This is a genomic window from Achromobacter sp. 2789STDY5608615 (genome assembly GCF_001298995.1).
Taxonomy (GTDB): Bacteria; Pseudomonadota; Gammaproteobacteria; order Burkholderiales; family Burkholderiaceae_B; genus Achromobacter; species Achromobacter insuavis.
On record NZ_CYTY01000026.1, the window covers coordinates 20349 to 39928 of the forward strand.

23 protein-coding genes are annotated in these 19580 nt (G+C 61.8%); 22 read left to right on the forward strand and 1 reads right to left on the reverse strand.

Annotated elements, in window-relative coordinates:
- Positions 1-15: 15 nt before the first annotated feature.
- Entirely contained in the window at positions 16-648 is a 633-nt protein-coding gene (locus tag AOZ49_RS21010; protein ID WP_054433440.1) for a class I SAM-dependent methyltransferase, read from the reverse strand.
- Between the two features lie 405 nt (positions 649-1053).
- Between AOZ49_RS21010 and AOZ49_RS21015 the strand changes: the two genes are divergently transcribed.
- From AOZ49_RS21015 to AOZ49_RS31875, 22 genes are all read left to right on the forward strand, one after another.
- Positions 1054-2256, forward strand: coding sequence for a tyrosine-type recombinase/integrase (locus AOZ49_RS21015; protein ID WP_054477536.1), 1203 nt, complete (start codon positions 1054-1056; stop codon positions 2254-2256).
- A 61-nt stretch (positions 2257-2317) separates the two neighbouring features.
- Positions 2318-2614, forward strand: a complete 297-nt coding sequence (locus AOZ49_RS32615; protein WP_156355698.1) for a hypothetical protein — start codon at positions 2318-2320, stop codon at positions 2612-2614.
- Positions 2615-2897: 283 nt separating this feature from the next.
- Positions 2898-3221 (forward strand): hypothetical protein, encoded by a 324-nt coding sequence (locus AOZ49_RS32620; RefSeq protein WP_156355699.1) that lies wholly within the window; start codon positions 2898-2900, stop codon positions 3219-3221.
- 371 nt (positions 3222-3592) lie between these two features.
- Entirely contained in the window at positions 3593-3802 is a 210-nt protein-coding gene (locus AOZ49_RS33030; RefSeq protein WP_082380522.1) for a helix-turn-helix transcriptional regulator, read from the forward strand.
- On the forward strand, positions 3799-4614 hold the full coding sequence (locus AOZ49_RS31865) for an NUMOD4 domain-containing protein (protein WP_082380523.1): 816 nt from the start codon (positions 3799-3801) through the stop codon (positions 4612-4614). Before AOZ49_RS33030 ends, AOZ49_RS31865 begins: the two co-directional genes overlap by 4 nt.
- Positions 4615-4624: 10 nt before the next feature.
- Entirely contained in the window at positions 4625-4861 is a 237-nt protein-coding gene (locus tag AOZ49_RS32625; protein WP_156355700.1) for a hypothetical protein, read from the forward strand.
- A 122-nt stretch (positions 4862-4983) separates the two neighbouring features.
- Positions 4984-7299, forward strand: coding sequence for a phage/plasmid primase, P4 family (locus AOZ49_RS21025; RefSeq protein ID WP_197286756.1), 2316 nt, complete (start codon positions 4984-4986; stop codon positions 7297-7299).
- 728 nt (positions 7300-8027) lie between these two features.
- Positions 8028-8504, forward strand: coding sequence for a terminase small subunit-like protein (locus tag AOZ49_RS21040; protein ID WP_054434522.1), 477 nt, complete (start codon positions 8028-8030; stop codon positions 8502-8504).
- A gap of 108 nt (positions 8505-8612) precedes the next feature.
- Entirely contained in the window at positions 8613-10133 is a 1521-nt protein-coding gene (locus tag AOZ49_RS21045; protein ID WP_054434517.1) for a terminase, read from the forward strand.
- Positions 10134-10146: 13 nt separating this feature from the next.
- Positions 10147-10437: a hypothetical protein gene (locus tag AOZ49_RS32630; protein ID WP_156350571.1), complete on the forward strand. Its 291-nt coding sequence runs from the start codon at positions 10147-10149 to the stop codon at positions 10435-10437.
- Positions 10438-10500: 63 nt separating this feature from the next.
- Positions 10501-10845 carry a hypothetical protein gene (locus AOZ49_RS21050; protein ID WP_156350569.1) on the forward strand — a complete coding sequence of 115 codons (345 nt, stop codon included), beginning with the start codon at positions 10501-10503 and terminating at the stop codon, positions 10843-10845.
- A gap of 2 nt (positions 10846-10847) precedes the next feature.
- The gene (locus AOZ49_RS21055) at positions 10848-12524 is read left to right on the forward strand and encodes a portal protein (RefSeq protein ID WP_054434513.1); all 1677 of its coding nucleotides are present in this window, start codon (positions 10848-10850) and stop codon (positions 12522-12524) included.
- 9 nt (positions 12525-12533) lie between these two features.
- Positions 12534-12851 carry a capsid staple protein gene (gp10, locus tag AOZ49_RS21060; RefSeq protein ID WP_156350567.1) on the forward strand — a complete coding sequence of 106 codons (318 nt, stop codon included), beginning with the start codon at positions 12534-12536 and terminating at the stop codon, positions 12849-12851.
- A gap of 42 nt (positions 12852-12893) precedes the next feature.
- On the forward strand, positions 12894-13250 hold the full coding sequence (locus AOZ49_RS21065) for a Bbp19 family protein (protein ID WP_054434510.1): 357 nt from the start codon (positions 12894-12896) through the stop codon (positions 13248-13250).
- Complete coding sequence (locus tag AOZ49_RS21070) at positions 13207-13926, forward strand: hypothetical protein (protein ID WP_156350565.1); 720 nt, start codon at positions 13207-13209, stop codon at positions 13924-13926. Before AOZ49_RS21065 ends, AOZ49_RS21070 begins: the two co-directional genes overlap by 44 nt.
- Positions 13927-13938: 12 nt before the next feature.
- Entirely contained in the window at positions 13939-14979 is a 1041-nt protein-coding gene (locus tag AOZ49_RS21075) for a major capsid protein (protein WP_054434506.1), read from the forward strand.
- A gap of 17 nt (positions 14980-14996) precedes the next feature.
- Positions 14997-15428: a Bbp16 family capsid cement protein gene (locus AOZ49_RS21080; protein ID WP_054434504.1), complete on the forward strand. Its 432-nt coding sequence runs from the start codon at positions 14997-14999 to the stop codon at positions 15426-15428.
- 13 nt (positions 15429-15441) lie between these two features.
- Positions 15442-15624, forward strand: a complete 183-nt coding sequence (locus tag AOZ49_RS21085; protein ID WP_054434503.1) for a hypothetical protein — start codon at positions 15442-15444, stop codon at positions 15622-15624.
- Between the two features lie 72 nt (positions 15625-15696).
- Positions 15697-16380: a phage connector family protein gene (locus tag AOZ49_RS21090; RefSeq protein ID WP_054434501.1), complete on the forward strand. Its 684-nt coding sequence runs from the start codon at positions 15697-15699 to the stop codon at positions 16378-16380.
- 3 nt (positions 16381-16383) lie between these two features.
- Positions 16384-18468: a phage tail protein gene (locus AOZ49_RS21095; RefSeq protein WP_054477548.1), complete on the forward strand. Its 2085-nt coding sequence runs from the start codon at positions 16384-16386 to the stop codon at positions 18466-18468.
- On the forward strand, positions 18458-18940 hold the full coding sequence (locus AOZ49_RS31870; RefSeq protein ID WP_054434497.1) for a hypothetical protein: 483 nt from the start codon (positions 18458-18460) through the stop codon (positions 18938-18940). The genes AOZ49_RS21095 and AOZ49_RS31870 overlap by 11 nt, the downstream gene beginning before the upstream one ends.
- Positions 18941-18965: 25 nt before the next feature.
- Entirely contained in the window at positions 18966-19454 is a 489-nt protein-coding gene (locus AOZ49_RS31875) for a virion core protein, T7 gp14 family (RefSeq protein ID WP_231689893.1), read from the forward strand.
- The last annotated feature ends 126 nt before the right edge of the window (positions 19455-19580 follow it).

Below are 19580 nucleotides of genomic sequence, written 5' to 3' on the forward strand. Positions count from 1 at the left end.
GGGCCCACCGCGCGCTCAGGCCGCGACGGCGTCGCGTTCCCGCCGGCGGGCGAAGACGAATACGTGGTGGTACTTGTCGCGCATGGGATGGCGCGGCTGTTCGACGCCGTCGATCGGCGGCACGAAGGGCGCGAACAGGCCGAGCGCGTCGATATGCACCGGGAAGGGCGCGCGTTCGGGCGTGTCGTTGTAGCCCAGGATGAGCAGGCCGCCGGGCTTGAGCACGGCGTGGCATTGCTCCAGCATGCGTTCATAGCCGGCCTGCTCGTTCAGGCCATAGCCGATCAGGCCGTTGGCGATCACCACGTCGAAATAGCCCGGCTCGTAGAGCGCCGCCATCTCGGTGGCGCTGCCGGTCAGGTGGCGGCCGGGCACGCCGTAGCGAGCCTGTTCCGGATCCATGTCGAGCGAATGGAATTCCGGCTTCAGCAGCCGCGGATAGTGCCAGGTGTATTCGCCCATGCCCAGGAAGAGGCAGCGCCCCGGGCCTTGCGGGCCGTCCGCCTGGTGGTTGAGATAGTCGAATATCTGCTGTTCCAGGAAGGCCCGGTTCGGCGCCCGCAGCGGGAATTGCACGCCGCAGCGCGCGGCCAGGGCCGGAGACAGCCGGAACAGGCCTGATTTGAATGCGTCTTTGAGTTTGGGCATACGGATCGCGCCTGGCTGTGTCGCCGGTTCTTTGACCGGGTTCGCCACCGCGAGCCGCCCGGAATGCGCCAGATAGTAGACGAAATCGTTTCTATTCAGGGGTTTTTCAGCTGTTAATGATATCTGCGCAACAGGGGCGCGAGCGGACGCGCCCTGGACCGTGATGGCGGGCGGGTGGCGCGGGTGAACCGAAGGGGATGGGGGGCGGTCTTCTGGCGGAAGCGGTGTCCGCCATTTATTACTAAAATAAGGTTCATGTTCGTTCGATTGATTAAATTTAAGTTATTGATTTAATTGGACAAAAAGACTTAAATCCGTAAAGTTTGTACTTTGTTGTCAAATTTGATTCGCTACAATAAACGCCGTATGTGGTGGGTAAAATGGCGGGTGTGGACGAGGATTCCGATGCTTAGCGAATTGAAAATCAAGCATGCAGGCGAAGGCATGCACTCTGACGGTGATGGCCTTTACCTGCAGGTCAGCAGCACAGGCGCGAAATCTTGGATATTCCGCTATCAGTTGAACAGGCGCAGGCGAGAAATGGGGCTTGGGGCGCTCACGGCGGTGCCCGCCAAAGAAGCCAGGAAAAAGGCCATCAAGGCGCGAGCGCTACTTGCCGACGGCATTGACCCCGTGGATAACCGGGAAAGGATGTTGGCGGAACTGTCTGAGAGGGATGCGCGCGACCGTGCCCAACAGGTGACGTTCAAAGCCGCGGCCGAGACGTACATCAAAGCCAATCGTGCGGGCTGGAAAAACTCAAAGCACCTGCAGCAGTGGGAGAACACCCTGGCGACCTACGCGTACCCAGTGTTTGGTAGCGTGCCGGTCGGCGAAGTGGACGACGCTGCAGTGTTGAAAGTGCTTCAACCCATTTGGGAGACGAAGACGGAAACCGCCAGCCGGCTGCGCGGTCGCATTGAGTGCATTCTCGATGCAGCGAAGGCGCGCAAGCTGCGTCAAGGTGAGAACCCGGCGCGGTGGCGTGGGCACCTCGATAAACTGCTGCCGAAGCCTGCCAAGGTCGCGAAGGTGCGCCACCATCCTGCGATGCCTTACGGCGAACTCTCGGAGTTTGTGGCGGATCTAAGAGCTGTGGACGGGGTGAGCGCGCTTGCGGTGGAATTTCTCATCTACACGGCTGCGCGCAGTGGCGAAGTGTTGCGCGCGACGTGGGATGAGTTTGCGCAAGACGGCACGCTTTGGTCCATTTCTGGCGATCGGATGAAGGCTGGACGGGCGCACCGTGTTCCCCTTTCCGAAGCCGCACAAGAGGTGCTGAAGCGCGCCAAAGGAATCGCCCAAAGCCAGTGGGTGTTCCCCGGCGTGCGGAGCGGACAGCCTATGACCGATATGTCGCTCACAATGTTGCTGCGTCGCATGCGGCCCGGCTATACCGTCCACGGGTTTCGCTCTTCGTTCCGCGATTGGGCTGCCGAACAAACGGAGTACCCTTCCGAGATGGCCGAAATGGCGCTGGCGCACGCGGTAAGCGACAAGGTTGAGGCGGCTTATCGTCGTGGAGATATGCTTGATCGGCGACGCCAAATGATGCGAGACTGGGCCGCCTGGTGCACTCCAAGAGTAGCTTCTGCTAAAGCCGGTTGAGCAGACAGCTATGTGCCAGATGAAGTAGCCTTGGTCTTCTCGTCAGCACGAGCTATGCAGCATGGAAAAGCGCGGGTTCACAACGCAAGAGGCCCAGGCATACCTGGGCGTGCGACGCCGGTTCTTCGACACTAACATCGCGCCGCGACTGGCCGGCAAGGGTACCCGTGCGGGTCCTTCCATCATCTACGAGCGCTCTGACCTTGATGCCGCCTGGGACGACTATAAAGCTTCAAGGTCTACAGCCTCGCCAGCCGACGCGCCGGTCGCGAAGTCTCCCTTGGGATCGGGCACGAAGTTGAGTTTCAGCGAAGCAAAGCAAGCGATGATTTTGGCGGCGCGTTCGTCTAAAAAATAGGCGGCATCGAAATCTATTCACAAGCGACGCCAGCTTCTATATACTGACGTTGTCCCTGCTCAACAGGGACCAGGTTTGGCGACCTGGAATCACATCGGCGGACGACCGCCATAAGGCGGTATTTTTACGTCCATACGCTTTTGCGCACCCTCTTCGGGCGGGCGATTGCGGGGATACCTTCGGGTATGCCGGGTTCCTTTGTGTCCGGTTCGCCAACCCTGCTTTCTGCCCGCCCACCTCATTTGGCGATGAGCGGCGGGCCTACCTCACGAAGGAGGCCGCCATGGCTAACCAAATCCCCGTCTCGATTCTTGAATTTCCCCATAGCACCCCTAGCGACGAAGCGCTGCTGGCCACGCCCGCGCCATTGCGCCGTGTTGTCGAGCTCGCAAGCTTCACTGAAGCGGTCGCAGGTGACGCAGCTAGAGTTTTGGCCGTGCTGCTGAACAACAGCGTCGAGCGCGAAGCACGCACCGGTGACGAGGATATTGAAGTGGCCCCCCTCTCTTCGGCCACTGAACAAGCCCTGTTGCGGCTCATGGCCAATACGTTCCAACTGCTCGAACGCGAAGCCAGCGTTGTGGCGACTGGTGTATCAGGAACATAAGCAAAGGCTAATTTTCTGTCGCAATCAGGCAACGCGAGGACGCCACAGGCGCCTCGCTACGCTCAATTCGAGTCAATGGGGTGGGTCAGAAATTGTTCAACGTCATACAATGTCAATTCGGCTACGGTCGCTTAAATCGCCTTGCGCAGTGGGCTAGCACTCGCGTGGTACGGGTAACGTCCCCGAAGCCTATCTGGCTGAAGACGGAGAGGACTAAGCCCCTGGCAACTCCGCTTCCAGGGAATGTCCTCCCTCCGATTTTGATCGGAGCCGGCGGATTGCGGATCAAAATGCCCGGCGCTCGCCGGGATCCGCTGCCGGCGCTCTCTTCTTATGCAAGCCGGCGGCATTGTTCCAATTCGGAGCTTGCCATGCAGAACTCTGTACCAATCTTTCTTCGCGCCAAACAGATCCTTGGTGACAAAAAAAGAGGCGTCCCGCCAATTTTTCCCGTATCACACACGACTTGGTGGAACGGCGTTAAGTCCGGTCGTTTCCCTGCACCTGTACGCTTCGGAAAGCGTATGACGATGTGGCGGGCTGAAGATATCTACCGCCTGCTCGAGCAAGGTGCGTCATGAGGCATCACAGCAGGAGCAACGAAGATCCATTGGCCGCGGTGTACGCGGCCCGGCTGACCCACCTGCGCAAGATCGCCGAGAACGAGGGCGGCCAGGACGCGCTGGCGCGACGCCTGGGGGTCAGCCAGGCCTGTATATCCCAGCTCATCGGCAAGAACCCGAAGCGCAACATCAGCGAGCGCATGGCACGGAAGATCGAGGCGCGCCTGGCGCTGCCTATCGGTAGTCTCGATCCTGTGGGCGTCCTACGAATGGAAGACGAGCGCTTAGGTCATACAGTGGAGGGTGATATGACAGAGTTTTGGCGCGCAGTACCCGGCTATGAAGCAGCCTACGAAGTGAGCTGCCTTGGTCGCGTGAGATCAATTCCGCGATTGACGCTCCGCGGCCGACGTGTGGGCGGTGGGATTATGCGATGCGCGCGAGGGAACAATGGCTACTACAACGTGACACTCAAAGTAGATAAATCGGTGAAGCGCTTTGGGGTGCATCAGTTGGTCGCACGAGCTTTCATCCCAAACCCCGAGGAGCTACCAGAAATCCATCGCATCGACGGCGATCTTGCCAACAACTCCGTGGACAACCTCGAATGGGTGACGCACGCCGAGAACATGCGGCGGGCTGCTTTGAATGGGCGGCGGCCGCCGGGCGAAGCCCACGGGCTTCATCGATTGACCGAAGCCGATGTGCGGTCAATTCGTCGCCTTGTCGCCGCAGGACAGTCCGCGCGCGGAATCGGGCGCCAGTTCAATGTGAGCAAAACCACCGTGCTAAGCATTGCAGCAGGCCGCACCTGGGGCCATGTTGTTTGAGGAGTTGAACATGTTGTATATCAGCAACTGGAATTGTACGCCTGGCAAATCGCTCCCCATTGCAGAACTGCAACGCGGTTTGGCAACAGTCGAGACCGCCGAGGCAGCCGCACGCTCGGCCTTTGAGTTCGCCAATGAATGGGGCAATCGCGCTATGCGGGATACGCACGGGCGCGCATGGCAGGACCTGAAGGACCTTCGTGAAAAGCTGGCCCATGATATCGCCCGGTTGGGTGCTAGCAAATGAGGGCGCCTCCGAGCATTCTTTCGCCCGCAATTGCTGACATCCCGGCGGCGTTACGAGCGTATCCGGCGCGCTGGTGCGTATGGGAGGCTGTCTGGTCGGAAGAACGGACCAAGCACACCAAAGTGCCGAAGAATCCACTCAACGTATCCCGCAATGTTTCGAGCAATCGGGGCACGGGCTGGAGTGACTTCGATACCGCTGTTGCTGGCTACGACGTCCTAAGCTTGGTCGGCGAGGGTGGGTTGGGCTTTCGGATGTCGGAACAGTCGTCGCTTGTCGGCATCGACCTGGACGACTGCATGGGTCCAGACGGCGAGCTGCAGCAGTGGGCCGCTGAGATCGTGGCGCGAGCTGGCAGTTATGCAGAACTCTCACCTTCCGGTCGCGGTGTGCGCATCTTCCTTAAAGGCTCCATCGCGCGGGATTGGGCAAAGCCGATTGAAGTGTATGGCGGGAACGGCGGGCGATACCTGACAGTGACGGGGCATCGGCTACCCGATATGCCGGCTGACGTGATGCAGGCGCCGGAAGGTTTCTTTGATTGGTTGAGCGCCACGCACGGTCCGGACACTATCGAACGGCCCGAACGCGGCACAGCAGCATCAATGCAGAGTGACCTGGATCGCACCGTGACGCTGCATCGCGTGTCGGACGAAACCATCGCGGACGTGCTGTCTGCGATGACCGCATTTAGCGTGGAAGACGCCGACGGTTACGCCTTCTGGGCCGAGATGGGCCTAGCGCTCAAAAGCTTGGCGCAAGCCGGTCGCGAGACACAGGCGCTTGACATGTGGCATGCCTTCAGCGGGCTCTCGCCGAAGTACGATCCCGTGGAGGCGCAGCGCAAGTGGGAGGAAGACCTAGAGCCGCAGGAACTCACGTACCAGTCCATCTTCAAATGGGCGATGGATCGCGGCTGGGTCAACCCGAAAAGCGCTCAGGCGCTCAAGGCCAGAGCCACCGCTGACACGCGTCTTGACCGCACCGACGCTGGCAACCTGGCACTGCTGGCCGAACTAACTAACGGTGATCTACGGTACGTGACTGAGACGAGCTCTTGGCTATTCTGGAACGAGGGGCGGTGGCAGGTTGACGCCGCCGGTCTGGCGGCGCAGTCGCAGTCGCTACGTGTGGCCGAGTTCTACTACGCCAAGGGCGCCGAGATGCGCGAGAAGGCGAGTGACCCGACTCATGACGACAAGGAGCGCAAGGCGATAGCCAAAGCGGCGGACAACCTGGACAAATGGGCGGTCCACTGCCGCAATCGCAGCGCCCTGGTGAACATGCAAGGGTTGGCCAAATGCGATGCGCGCTTTGCGGTCTCTATTCTCGATCTGGACCAAGACCCGTGGTTGTTCGGGGCGGAAAACGGAGTGGTGGACCTGCGTACAGGCCAGTTACAGGATGCTGGCCGAGATGCCTTTGTGACGCGCCGCGCGCCGGTTGCATTCGATGCTGGCGCTTCGGCGCTACGGTGGCGTCAGTTTATCGACGAGATCACATCCAAGCCGGATCCCCGAGCGTCGGGCGGCTACCGCATGCGGCCGCGCCTGGCAAGCTACCTGCAGCGGGCGTTAGGCTACAGCCTCACCGGTCTGGCCAGGGAGCACAAGATGTTCATCGCGGTGGGGGAGGGCGCCAACGGCAAGAACGTACTGCTCGATATCCTGACCTGGATCATGGGCGACTACTGTCAGACGATTGCACCTGAGGCGCTGATGGCCGGCAAGGGTGACGCCGATGCAGAGAGGCCCACCCCCAGCGCGCGCAAGCTAGCCGGCGCCCGCGCAGCGATCAGCAGCGAGAGCAAGGAGAATCAGCGGCTGGACGTAGCGCTTGTCAAGCGCCACACAGGTGACGGCTACATGACGGCGCGTGGGCTGCACGAAAGCCCCTTCACTTTCGAGATCACGCACAAGCTGTGGCTCATGACGAACCACAGGCCGGATCTCGACCACGTCGACGGCGCAGTCCGAGGGCGCCTGCACCTGATTCCCTTCGATCGGCGTTGGAACCGGCCCGGTGCTCCGACGCGCGACCCGAAACTGGCCGACGGCGACAAGGATCTGGTGCGTAAGCTCAAGGCCGAGGCCGCCGGCATCCTAGCATGGTTGGTAGCGGGCGCGATGGCGTACAACTGCGAGGGCTTGGAGCCGCCGCCCGAGGTGTCGGACATGACGAATACCTATTTCCGCGCCCAGGATCCGGTTGGACTGTGGCTTGGCGAGCGCGAGCAATGCGACCCGAAGGGCGGGTCGAAGGCATCCGCACTTTTTGACGACTTTATCAACTGGTGCCGGGAAGAGGGACACGATACGAGCGGATGCAGCAACAAAAACGCATTTTCTGCGCGTCTCAAGCGGGAAGGGATAGCTGTCAAAAAGCTTGAATCCGGGAATTTTTACGGATTGAGAGCTGAGGAGGGTGGTTTTGACTAGAAATCCTGGAAGCCTGGAAGCGCTGGAGGCACTTACTACATTTTCCCATATGGAAACTCAGAAATTTGATTTTAAAAAAAAACCTAGTAAGTGCCTCCAGCGCTTCCAGGCTTCCAGGAACGAAAATTTTACGAGTCCCCCCTGCTGGAAACAGCGAATATGCAGAAATTAGCAAGTAAGGGCGTGACCCTGAAATACACGGAATTTTCTCAGTGGCTTGGCCAACAGCGGGAGCGGAACGACCCTGTGGGCGACTTGGCGCGAGACGCGTTCGACGACAGGCAAACGTATAGGCTCCGAAGCCTCGCCGAATGGCTCCCGTACTTGGACAGTGTGGGCGCCGACTCCGGTGATGCTGCGGCATTGGCGTGCAAAAAGGCCTGGGCGGAGTACGAGGCGGGGTTGAATTGGTAGCGCTGGCGCACGCTGCCGACCGATCTGGAGGACTGCGATGGCCCGAATCACGGTAGGTGTGAACGATCGTGGCGCCCGAATCGGGGAAGATCACCCTCGAGCCACGCTCACAGACCACGATGTGGAGTTGATGCGTCAGATGCACGAGGTGGAGGGCATTGGCTACAAGCGGCTCGCCAGAATGTTCGATACCAGCGTGGCGCAGGTCCGCAACATTTGCCTGTACCGCCAGCGCGCTCAGGTAGCTAGCAATTGGAAGACCCTAGCGGAGTAGGGTGTACATGTGTCGGGCGGCGGAATTTACCGTCCCGAGCATGGCCACCAAGCTGACACCTGAAAAAAAGATCGCCTTCCTCGCCGCCCTCGCGGAAACGGGAAATGTATCGCGTGCGGCGAAAGCGATCGACGTAGCACGAATCACGGTCTACGAATGGCGCGACGAGGACGAGGAGTTCGCCGCGGCGTGGGAAAAGGCCAAGCGCATTGGCATGGGCCTGTTGGAAGACGAAGTGCTGCGCCGCGCACATGACGGCACCGAGAAACCCGTCTTCCACCAAGGCCTGCAGTGCGGCACGATCCGCGAGTACAGCGACACGCTCGCGATCTTCCTGCTCAAGGCGCACGATCCGAAATACCGCGAAAAGACCGGCCTTGAGCTGACGGGCGCCAACGGCGGTCCGGTGCAGATGAGCGATTCGCAAGTCGCGGGCCGCCTGGCCGCGCTCATCGCCGTGGCGCAGGCCCGCCAGGCGCAGGAAGCGAGCGACGAGCCTGGCGCCGACCTGGTGTAGGAGTGCCGGCATGAACGGGCGTTTCTTCCTGGCCGGCGTCATCCTGGTGCTTTGCGGCGAACCGCTTCTGGCGTGCTGGTGCTGGGGGATGGGCGCCCTCGCCGCGCTATGAACGCGTCCGAGATCCTGCAGTTGCTGCGCTATCTGACCCCGGCGGAGCGCGCTGAGGTCGAGGCCATCCTTGTGCAGGACAAAACCATCTGGCGGCCGCTGCCTGGCCCGCAAATGATGGCCTACGACAGCACGGCCACGATCATCGGGTACGGCGGCGCGGCGGGCGGCGGTAAGACGGACCTTGCGTGCGGCAAGTCACTCACGCAGCACCAGAAGATCCTGGTGCTGCGTCGAGAGGCCACGCAGCTGACCGGCATCGTGGACCGCTTCACCGAGCTTTTGAGCAACCGCGACGGCTACAACGGCGCCGAACGCATATGGCGCCTACCGGGTCGTCAGATCGAATTCGGATCCACGCCCAACCCCGACGATTGGAACAAGTACCAAGGCCGACCGCACGACCTGCTGGTGTTCGACGAGGCCGCGAACTTCCTGGAAGGCCAGGTGCGCGCGCTGCTGGGCTGGCTGCGGTCCGTGGACCCCACCCAGCGCTGCCAGGCCTTGCTCACGTTCAACCCGCCCACGAGCGCAGAGGGTCGGTGGATCGTCGATTTCTTCGCCCCGTGGTTGGACCCCAAGCACCCGAACCCCGCCCAGCCGGGCGAGCTGCGATGGTTCGCCACCGTGGACGGCAAGGATATGGAATGCGCCGACGGCACGCCGTTCGAACACAACGGCGACCTAATCACGCCCCTGTCGCGCACCTTCATTCCGTCGCGCGTGAGCGACAACCCGTACTTGATGGGGACCGGATACATGGCCACCCTGCAATCCCTGCCCGAGCCGCTGCGCTCCCAAATGCTCTACGGTGACTTCCAGGCGGGCATGGAAGACGACGCTATGCAGGTCATCCCCACGGCCTGGGTGGAGGCAGCGCAGGCACGCTGGAAAGCGATGCACAACAAGCCGCGCATGGACAGCGTGGGCGTGGACGTGGCGCGCGGCGGGCGCGACAACACGATCATCGCGCGGCGCCACGGCTGGTGGTTCGACGAGCCACTGGCTTACGCCGGTAAGTCGACGCCCGACGGCCCGAGCGTGGCCGGCGTCACGATCGCCGCGGTGCGCGACAAGTCGCCCATCCACATTGACGTCGTGGGCGTCGGTGCGAGCCCGTACGACTTCCTGGCGCAGGCCGGCCAACACGTTCTTGGCATCAACGGCGCCGAAGCGGCACCGGGCACGGACAAGTCAGGCCGGTTGACCTTCGCAAATGTCCGCAGCCACGACTGGTGGCGCATGCGCGAGGCGCTGGACCCTGTGGCGGACAACGGAATCGCCTTGCCGCCTGATCGCCAGCTGCTGGTTGATCTGTGCGCGCCAGTGTGGCGCCTGCAGGGGCGCACGATCTACGTCGAAAGCCGCGAAGACATAATCAAACGCATTGGCCGGTCACCGGACTGGGCCAGTGCCTACATCCTGGCCCTGCACGACACGCCCCGCGTCGAGGACATCCCGGGTGCGCATACCCGGCAACGCGCCTCCTACGATCCGTACGCAAACCTGAACCGATAGGACGGACTCTTCAATGTGCGAACCCACAACCATTGCTCTAGGGGCCGCCGCGCTGGCGGGCGGGGCGGTGTTGTCGTCCGCTATGGCGCCGAGTGTGCCAAAAGTCGAGCCTACTACTCCGCAGCAGCCGCAGACGAAGCAGAACGAGAAAGCTGCAAATGTCGACCAGCTGCGACGCAACAACAGTGGCAACGGCGTCAACGTGGGCCCTGGTGCGTCCACCGGCAGCACGCTTCTGACCGGGCCGGGCGGCATCGACTCGTCAGATCTCTCGTTGAACAAGAACACGCTGCTGGGGGGCTAGGACATGTGCTCCGTGAGTATGCCTGGCACGGCCCAGGACTACTGGAAGTTAGGCGCGGCGGGTATGACTCAGGCAGAGATTGATGCGTTGCCGATGTACCAAGGCGGCTACGACTCGGCTGCTGAGGCCGACGGGCGGACCCAAGCGGGCATGAACGCCCTGCAGGTACTGCGCGATGCTGCCATCGAAAGGTGGAAGACCGAGAATCCAGGCCGGCATCAAGCAGCTTTGCAGGAACAGAGCGGGCAGCCCGCTGCACGCCAGGACACTCAGAATGCACGCCGCGGAGCAGGTGGCTCGGGTGGTGGAGCTTCTTCGTCTATCGGAACGCTGCTGACCGGCGGCACGACGCAGGGCGTAGACCCGTCCGCCTTGGACCTCGGCAAGAACACTCTGCTGGGCCTGTAAATATGGCGCTTCCGAACGTCCCTCGTGACAAGTACCTAACCCGATATTCTGGGCTGAAGACTGAGCGCTCGAGCTGGGAAGCCTTCTGGCGCGAACTCACTGACTTCATCCTGCCTTACAACGGTCGATTTTTCACGTCTGATCGAAATCGCGGTACGCGGCGCTTCAACAATATCTACGACCCCACCGGCACTTTGTCGGCCAACACGTTGTCGGCCGGCCTGATGGCGGGCATGACGAGCCCGGCCCGGCCGTGGTTTCGCCTCGCCACACCGGATCCGGCCCTGATGCAGTACCACTCGGTCAAGGTCTGGCTGTCAGACGTCACGAAACTGATGCTCGACGTGTTCGCACGTTCGAATACGTACAACAGTCTGCAGAGCATGTACCAGGACCTGGGTGTGTTCGGCACGGCTGTCAGCTTCGTGCATCCGGACTTCAAGGACGTCATCCACCATTCCCCGCTGCCGGTCGGCGAGTTTTATCTAGCCGCGAATGATCGGGGAACTGTCGACACGTTGTATCGTGAGTTCGACATGACCGTGGCGCAGCTGGTGAAGCAGTTCGGTATCGAGAACGTCAGTCCTACGGTGAAGTCGCTTTACGACAACGGCTCCCTGGACAGTTGGGTGACGGTGGTGCAATGCGTCGAGCCGAACGTCGATCGAGACCCGAATATGCGCGATGCGCGCAATATGCAGTTCACGTCCCTGTACTTCGAGCTTGGGCAGTCCCCCGACAAGCGGCTGCGCCGCTCGGGCTTCGAGGAATTCCCCGCGCTGGCGCCGCGATGGCAGGTGTGGGGCGGTGACGTGTATGGCGTGGGGCCGGGCGGCTTGGCGCTGGGTACTGTCAAAGGCTTGCAGCACCGCCAGTTGCGGCTGGCCGAGGGGCTGGATTACACAACCAAGCCGCCGGTGCAGGCGCCGACCGCGCTCAAGAATCACGACATCGACATGCTGCCGGGCGGCGTTACGTTTGTGGACGCCGCTAACCCGAACGCTGCGATCCGGCCGGCCTGGCAGGTGCAACTGGATCTGGCCGGAATGCAGGCCAACATCCAGGATACGCGCGAGATTCTGCGTTCGACGTTCTATGCCGACCTGTTTCTGATGCTGGCCAACGTCGACGTGCGCATGACCGCGACCGAAGTGGCCGAACGGCACGAGGAAAAGCTGCTCATGCTGGGCCCGGTGCTGCAGCGGCTCCACAACGAGATGCTCGACCCGATGGTCGAGATGGCGTTTCATCGTCTGGCGGCCGCAGGCGCGCTACCGCCGCCGCCGCCCGAGCTGGAAGGCGTGGACCTGAACATTGAGTTCGTTTCGATGCTAGCCCAGGCCCAGCGCGCGATCGGCGTAAACAGCACCGACCGCTATGTCATGACGCTGGGCCAGGTCGCGGCAATCAAGCCCGAGGTATTGGACCGCCTGGATGCGGACGCGCTGGCCGACAGCTACGCCGATCAGCTTGGCGTAGACCCCCGCCTGGTGGTGCCGTTGGACCAAGCCGTGCTGGTGCGCCAGCAGCGCGCCCAGCAGCAGGCGATGATGCAGGCCGCGGCCACCGCCGAGCAGGCCGCTACCGCGGCGCAGCGCTTGGGCGCTGTCAATACGGGCGAGCGCAACGCCGCGTCCGACCTCATCAACCAGTTCCAGGGATATAGCATCCCGCAATAGGTGACCGCCATGAACCTGATCGACATGAAACTGTCGCCTGAAGAGGCCAAGGAAGGGGAATGCTGCGTGAGCAGCGAATCCCCGGACGGAAGCCCGAAGTACCCGTGGGGGTTGAGTATTTCCCTGGACGATGTGACGTTGCGCAAGCTCGGCATGACGGAGTTGCCGGAGGTTGGGCGGCAGATGCGTCTGATGGCGGCTGTCGAGGTGTGCGGCACGAGCCAGCACGCCAACCAAAAAGGCACCGACAAGTGTGTATCGTTGCAGATCACTCAGATGGGCCTGGACGGCGCGGGGCCGGATGCTGCGCAAATGCTCTACGGCTAAGGGTGCGCATACCGCACGCTTCAGCTCGCAGAATCCAGGCGCATGAGTTCCGCCAATTACGACCCTCTCAACCCGTCGGTCACGGAAACGGGCCGCGAAGCCAAGCGTGAAGACGCTAAGCACGAATCGCGGGTGGAGTCGGACGACATGAAGTGGCTCATGGGAAACCGTCGAGGCCGCCGCATCGTGTGGCGCCTACTTTCACGGGCCGGCGTCTATCGAACGTCCTTCAGTACGAACGCCATGCAAATGGCTTTCAACGAGGGAAACCGGAACGAGGGGTTGCGACTGATGTCGTCGCTGCTCCAGACCTGCCCCGAACGGTACGCCGAAATGCTCCAGGAGCAAAAAAAGCATGACCACCGAAACCCAAGCGACGACCGGAACAACGCCAACTGATCCCGGCACGCAGCAAGCCGCGACCGCACCGGCGACCCAGGACACTACCGTCCTGACCGCTGAAGCCCCCGCGACCGAGCAGCAAGCGCAGACCATGCAAGAAGGTGCGACCCAGGCCGGTGACAAGCCGGTCGCCGAGGCCAAGCCGGACGGCGAGCAGTCGAAGGAAGAGGGCGCCAAGCTCAAGGCCGGCGACAAGCAAGCGGGCGCGCCCGAGCAGTACGAGGACTTCGCTGCGCCTGAAGGGGTGCAGCTGGACGCCGAGCTGGTTGGCGATCTGAAGACCGTCGCCAAGGAACTGAACCTGTCGCAGAAGGACGCGCAGCGTGTGGCCGATCTCGGCCCCAAGCTGATGCAAAAGCTGCAAGGGAAGCAGGCCGAAGCGTTCGCACAGATCCGCCAGACCTGGGCGGACCAAGCGAAAGCCGACAAGGAATACGGCGGGGAAGCATTCGCCGAGAACCTGGGCGCGGCCAAGAAGGCCCTCGATTCGTTCGGCACCCCGGAACTGCGCACGTTGCTCAACGAGTCCGGTATCGGAAACCACCCGGAACTGATCCGGTTCATGGTCCGCGCCGGCAAAGCGATCAGTAGCGACACGTTCGTCGCTGGGGAAAAGCGCGGCGCCAGCGCCAGCAAGGACCCGGCGAAGACCCTGTACCCGAACCAAGCATAAGGAGCCTTCACCATGGCAACCCTCCCGAAAGCCGGCGCCGTCACCCTGCTGGACTTCGCCAAGTCCATCGACCCGGACGGCAAGACCGCAACCGTGGTCGAACTGCTGAACCAGACCAACGAAATCCTGACCGACATGATGTGGCTGGAGGGCAACCAGTCCACCGGGCACCGCAGCACGATCCGCACCGGTCTGCCGACCTCCGTCTGGCGCCAGCTGTACCAGGGCGTGCCGGCGTCGAAGTCGACGCGTGCGCAGGTGGATGACACCTGCGGCATGCTGGAAACTCGCGCCGAAGTGGACAAGGACATCGCGGAATTGAACGGCAATACGTCCGACTTCCGCCTCTCCGAGGCCCAAGCTTTCCTGGAAAGCATGAACCAGACCATGGCCAGCTCGCTGTTCTACGGCGATCAGTCGGTCAATCCCGAGCGCATCACCGGCCTGGCGCCCCGCTTCTCGCTGAAGTCGGCCCCCAATGGCGGCAATATCATCGACGCAGGCGGTACCGGCGCCGACAACACGTCGGTCTGGTTGGTGGTGTGGGGCAAGAACACCGCGCACGGCATCTTCCCCAAGGGCTCCAAGGCCGGCCTGATCCACGAGGACATGGGTCTGATCGACGCGTTCGACTCCAACAACAACCGCTTCCGCGCCTACGCCGACCACTGGCAATGGAAATCAGGCCTGACGTTGCGCGACTGGCGCTACGTGGTGCGTATCGCGAACGTGGACATCAGCGACCTGGTGGGCCAGACCGGCACGCAAGCGCCCACGGCCGCCACCGCCATCATGAAGCTGATGCTGCGGGCGATGGCGCGCATTCCCGCGATGGGTATGGGCACTCCGGTGTTCTACGCCAACCGCACGGTCAAGGAAATGCTGTCGATCGCCGCCCTGGACAAGTCGCAGAATGCGCTGGCCATCGAGGCCGCTACCAACCAGTTCGGCACGGTTGCACCGGGTAGCGTCGGCAACGGCACGCTGCGGTTCTTCGGCGTTCCGGTGCGCACGGTCGATCAGATTCTGTCCACCGAAGCCCAAGTCGTCTAAGGCAAGGAGCCCACACCATGTATATCGATACCCAGGAAACTTTCGCCGCCGCGCAATCGGTGGCGGCCGCGGCCGGCGATGTGGTCAGCACGAATGTTTACGACACGGGCGCCGCGGCCGACACCGGCATCGGTGAGAACTTCTATCTGCTGGCCAAGATGAACGCCGCGCTGGTTGGCGCTGGCGCTTCCATTCAGGTCGTCCTGCAGACCTCGTCCGCAGAGGGTTCGGGTTACACCGACGCGGCTGCCGGCCCCGTGGTGCCCGTAACGTCGGCTGGCGCCAGTGCCAACCTGGCCAAGATCCGCGTGCCGATCGGCTTGAAGCGCTACTTGCGCGTCGCCTTCCGCATCAGCGGCGCGACGACCACGGCTGGCACCGCCAGCGCGTACATCGTGAAAGACGTCGAGGCCCTGCAGTATGGTGCCAGCGGCTTCACCGTGGCCTAAAGGGAGATCCGACATGCGCGTTATCGCAATCGCTCAAGGCTACGGCGGCAAGGACAAGCACGCACTGCGCGAACCGGGCGACCAGTTCGAAGTACCGGACGGCTCCAAAGCCAGCTGGTACGAACCGGTCGAAGAGGAAGCGGCCCCGGTCGGCGGCAAGAAGGGCAAGCAGCAGTCCGGGCACGACTTGGCGTAAGCCGCCCCTGCCTTTGAATCGACGTTGAAGGAGCGGGGGGCTGTGCCCCCGCTTGTTCTTGGAGTATTCCCTATGGCGTCCGCTGTCGACATTTGCAACTTGGCGCTCGGCCATCTTGGCGACGATGCCACCGTATCGAGTATCGATCCCCCCGAAGGAAGCGCCCAGGCCGAGCACTGCGCGCGCTTCTATCCGATTGCGCGCGACACGGCGTTGGAGGCGCACGACTGGAACTTCGCTACCACTCGTTCTGTGCTGGCGCAGGTGGGGTCGGCCTGGCCTTCCTGGGCGTTCTGCTACGAACTCCCCGTCTCGTGTATTCGAGCTGTTAGCGTGCTGCCCCCGAACGCGTTGGATGACTACAGCGTTGGAATTTCTGGTGGGGGTGGAGCCGAATTGGGCTTTCCTGGCACAAGTCTGGCGCAGCATGGTGCCGTGTACTCCCCGCAGGACTACGCAATTGAAACGGACGAGCGCGACCGGCGGCTGCTGTACACAAACCAGCCCGATGCAGTGTTGCGGTACACCCGCCGCGTAACCGACACGACGCGCTTTTCTCCGCTGTTCGTGGATGCGTTGTCCAGGTTGCTCGCCTCCTACCTGGCGGGGCCTGTAGTCAAGGGTACCGAAGGTGTCAGCGTGGCGCAGGCGCAGTTGGGGGCCTACCGCGCCATCATCGCGCAGGCGACGGTATCGGACACCAATCAACGCCAGAGTCGGCCCGTTCACAATGTGCCGTGGATTTCGGGGCGCTAGACCATGGCCAATGTCCGTACTCTTTCCCGCTCTTTTGCCCGCGGCGAGATCAGCCCGGAGCTATTCGGTCGGGTCGATCTGCCACAGTATCAAACCGGGTTGGCTACCTGCCGAAATTTCATCACCCTACCGCATGGTCCGGCCCAGAACCGGCCGGGCTTTGAATTCGTGCGCGAGACGAAGAATAGCGCTCAGAAAAGTCGGCTTATCCCCTTTGCGTTCAACACGGAGCAAACCTTTGCTATCGAGTTGGGCGCAGCTTACGTACGCTTCCACACTATGGGTGCCACCCTTGTCGACGGTGGTGGAAACCCGTATGAGGTGATTACCCCTTACGCTGAGCCCGATCTCTTCGACCTGCACTATGTTCAGTCTGCCGATGTGCTGACTATCGTTCACCCGAATTACGCACCACGTGAACTGCGCCGACTCGGTGCGCTGAATTGGACGCTTACGACAATCTCGTTTGTTCCCAACATCGGCGCACCGGCGAGCGTGACAGCGTCGGCGCATGCCGGGTCGGGAACGGCGAACAATGTGGACCACACTTACGCAGTCACGTCGTTGGCAGTGGACACCCTGGAAGAATCGTTGATCTCGTCCGCTTCCAATACCGTCAGCAACGATCTTTTTCTGCAGGGCGCGTACAACGATGTAGTTTGGCCCTCAGCGAGCGGGGCGACGAGGTACAACGTCTACAAGCTCAGTAACGGCATCTGGGGATATGTGGGTCAGTCGGGTGGGCTGACGTTCCGAGACAACAACATCACGCCAGACATATCGCAGGCGGCTCCGACTCTTGCGGACCCCTTCAACGGGGTGAACAACTACCCCGCCGCAGTGTCGTATTACGAACAGCGGCGGTGGTTTGCAGGCACGCGTAACAAGCCGCAGAACGTCTGGGCTACCCGCTCAGGAACGGAATCTAATCTGTCGTCGTCTATACCGACTCGGGACGATGATGCTATCGCATTTCGAATCGCGGCGCGCGAGGTGAACACGATTCGCCACATCGTGCCGCTTTCCAACTTGGTGGTGCTCACCGCCAGCGCGGAGTGGCGCGTGTCGCCGGCGAACTCTGATGTGCTGACTCCCAAGACGGCATCGCCTAAGCCCCAATCCTACAATGGGGCCAACAACGTGCAGCCGGCGTTGGTCAACAACAACCTTTTGTACGCGGCGGGGCGGGGCGGTCATGTCCGGGAAATGTCGTACAACTGGCAAGCAAATGGGTACGTGACGGCCGATGTTTCTATCCTAGCGCCGCACCTTTTCGACTACCGTACCGTTCGCGACATGGCCTTTTCCCGGGCGCCGCATCCTATTCTGTGGTGCGTCTCGTCATCGGGGGACCTGCTCGGGCTCACCTACGTCCCGGAGCAACAAGTGCAAGGCTGGCGCAGGCACACCACGGTGGGCGGGTTCTTCGAATCGGTAGCTTGTGTCGCTGAAGGGGACGAGGACGTTCTCTACACCATCGTGCGCCGTACCATCAACGGCGCACAAGTTCGATACGTCGAGCGTTTACATTCGCGCCTAATGCCCGCCGAGGCGGATGCGTTCTTCGTCGATTCTGGCTTGACATACAGCGGTGTGCCGGTGACGGTGCTTTCAGGCCTGGGCCATCTTGAGGGTCAAAAGGTGAGCATATTGGCCGATGGAGCGGTAATGCCCCCACAAGTTGTAGAGGGTGGGAAAATCGGAGTTGAGCAGGCCGCCAGCAAAATCCATGTCGGATTGCCGATACAGGCGGACATTATCACGCTGCCGCTCGCGTTCGAAGCCCAAGCAGCGGGCCAGGGCCGGGTCAAGAACATAAACTACGTCTGGCTCCGGCTTAATGAATCTTCCGGCGTGCGGGCCGGCCCCTCCTTCGACAAACTCGAGCCAACCAACCCGGGTCTGCTAACCCAGGTAAAGCAGCGCACAGATGAGCCCTATGGGTCGCCACCTCGGTGGATATCCGGCGAGTACAAGCACGCGATTAAAGGCTCTTGGACGGAGGGCGGTCAGGTCTATGTACGTCAAACGGATCCGCTACCGGTGACGCTTGTGTCCATGACGATCGAGGCAGCAATTGGGGGCTAGTCTCGCCATTCGAGCCGCGGAGCTATCAGACGCCGCGGCCCTTGCCACGGATCTGCGACCCCAGGATGCCGCAGAGATTACCGCGATGCGGGGCGCTGGGGCTGACTTTGCGGAGGCTATTCGCCAGAGCATTGCGCTTTCCAGCCATGCCTGGACAGCACACCTGCAGGGAAGCATAGCGATGATTGGCGGCGTGGCGCCTGTCGGATCGTTGCTTGGCGGCAACATCGGCAGCCCCTGGCTACTAGGCTCGTCGGTAATGTTTCGGCGTCCGGGTGCGCTTACCCGCACAGGTCGCCGATATGTTGCTTTTATGCACACCGTTTACCCGGAGCTACGCAATCTAATCGACCACCGTAACGCGGTGAGTATTGCCTGGCTGCAACGTCTTGGATTCACCATCCACACCGACGAGGCGGTCGCATGCGGCCCGGACGCAGTGCTCTTCTACCCATTCAGCAAGAAGGTCTGATATGTGCGTTGCAGCTGCACCCTACATGATGCTCGCCGCCTCGGCGGCGTCCGCCGTTGGATCAGCCAACAGCGCGAGCGCGCAGCAAGCCGGTCTAAACTATCAAGCGGACGTAACCGCCAATAATGCGCAGATTGCCGAGTGGCAGGCGCAAGACGCCATTCGCCAGGGCCAGGAACAAGAGCAGAACAGTCGCATGCAGTACGCGGCCGATAAGGGATCGCAGCGCGCGGCTCTGGCCGCCAATGGCGTAGCTCTGGACGAAGGCAGTGCAGTGGACATATTGACGTCCACGGATTACTTGAACGAACGAGACACAAGCACGATCCGGGCCAACGCCGCGCGATCGGCCTGGGGTTACCGGACACAAGGGGCGAACTACAGCGATAACGCCGCCTCTCTTCGGGCAGGCGCCGGTGCGGTCAGTCCGGGTTCTGCTGTGGGTATGAGCCTGCTAGGAAGTGCCGGTCAACTCGCTGGAAGCTGGTACCAATACTCCAAAGCGACCAAGTGAGGGCTGAACAGTGCCGCGCGTACCTACCCTAGACGCCCCGCGCGTCAGCTCATCCGGTCTTCCCGGTGTCCGTCAGCAGGCCGGCGCGGGCGCGCTTGCAGCCGAGATGGGGGCACGCCAATCGGT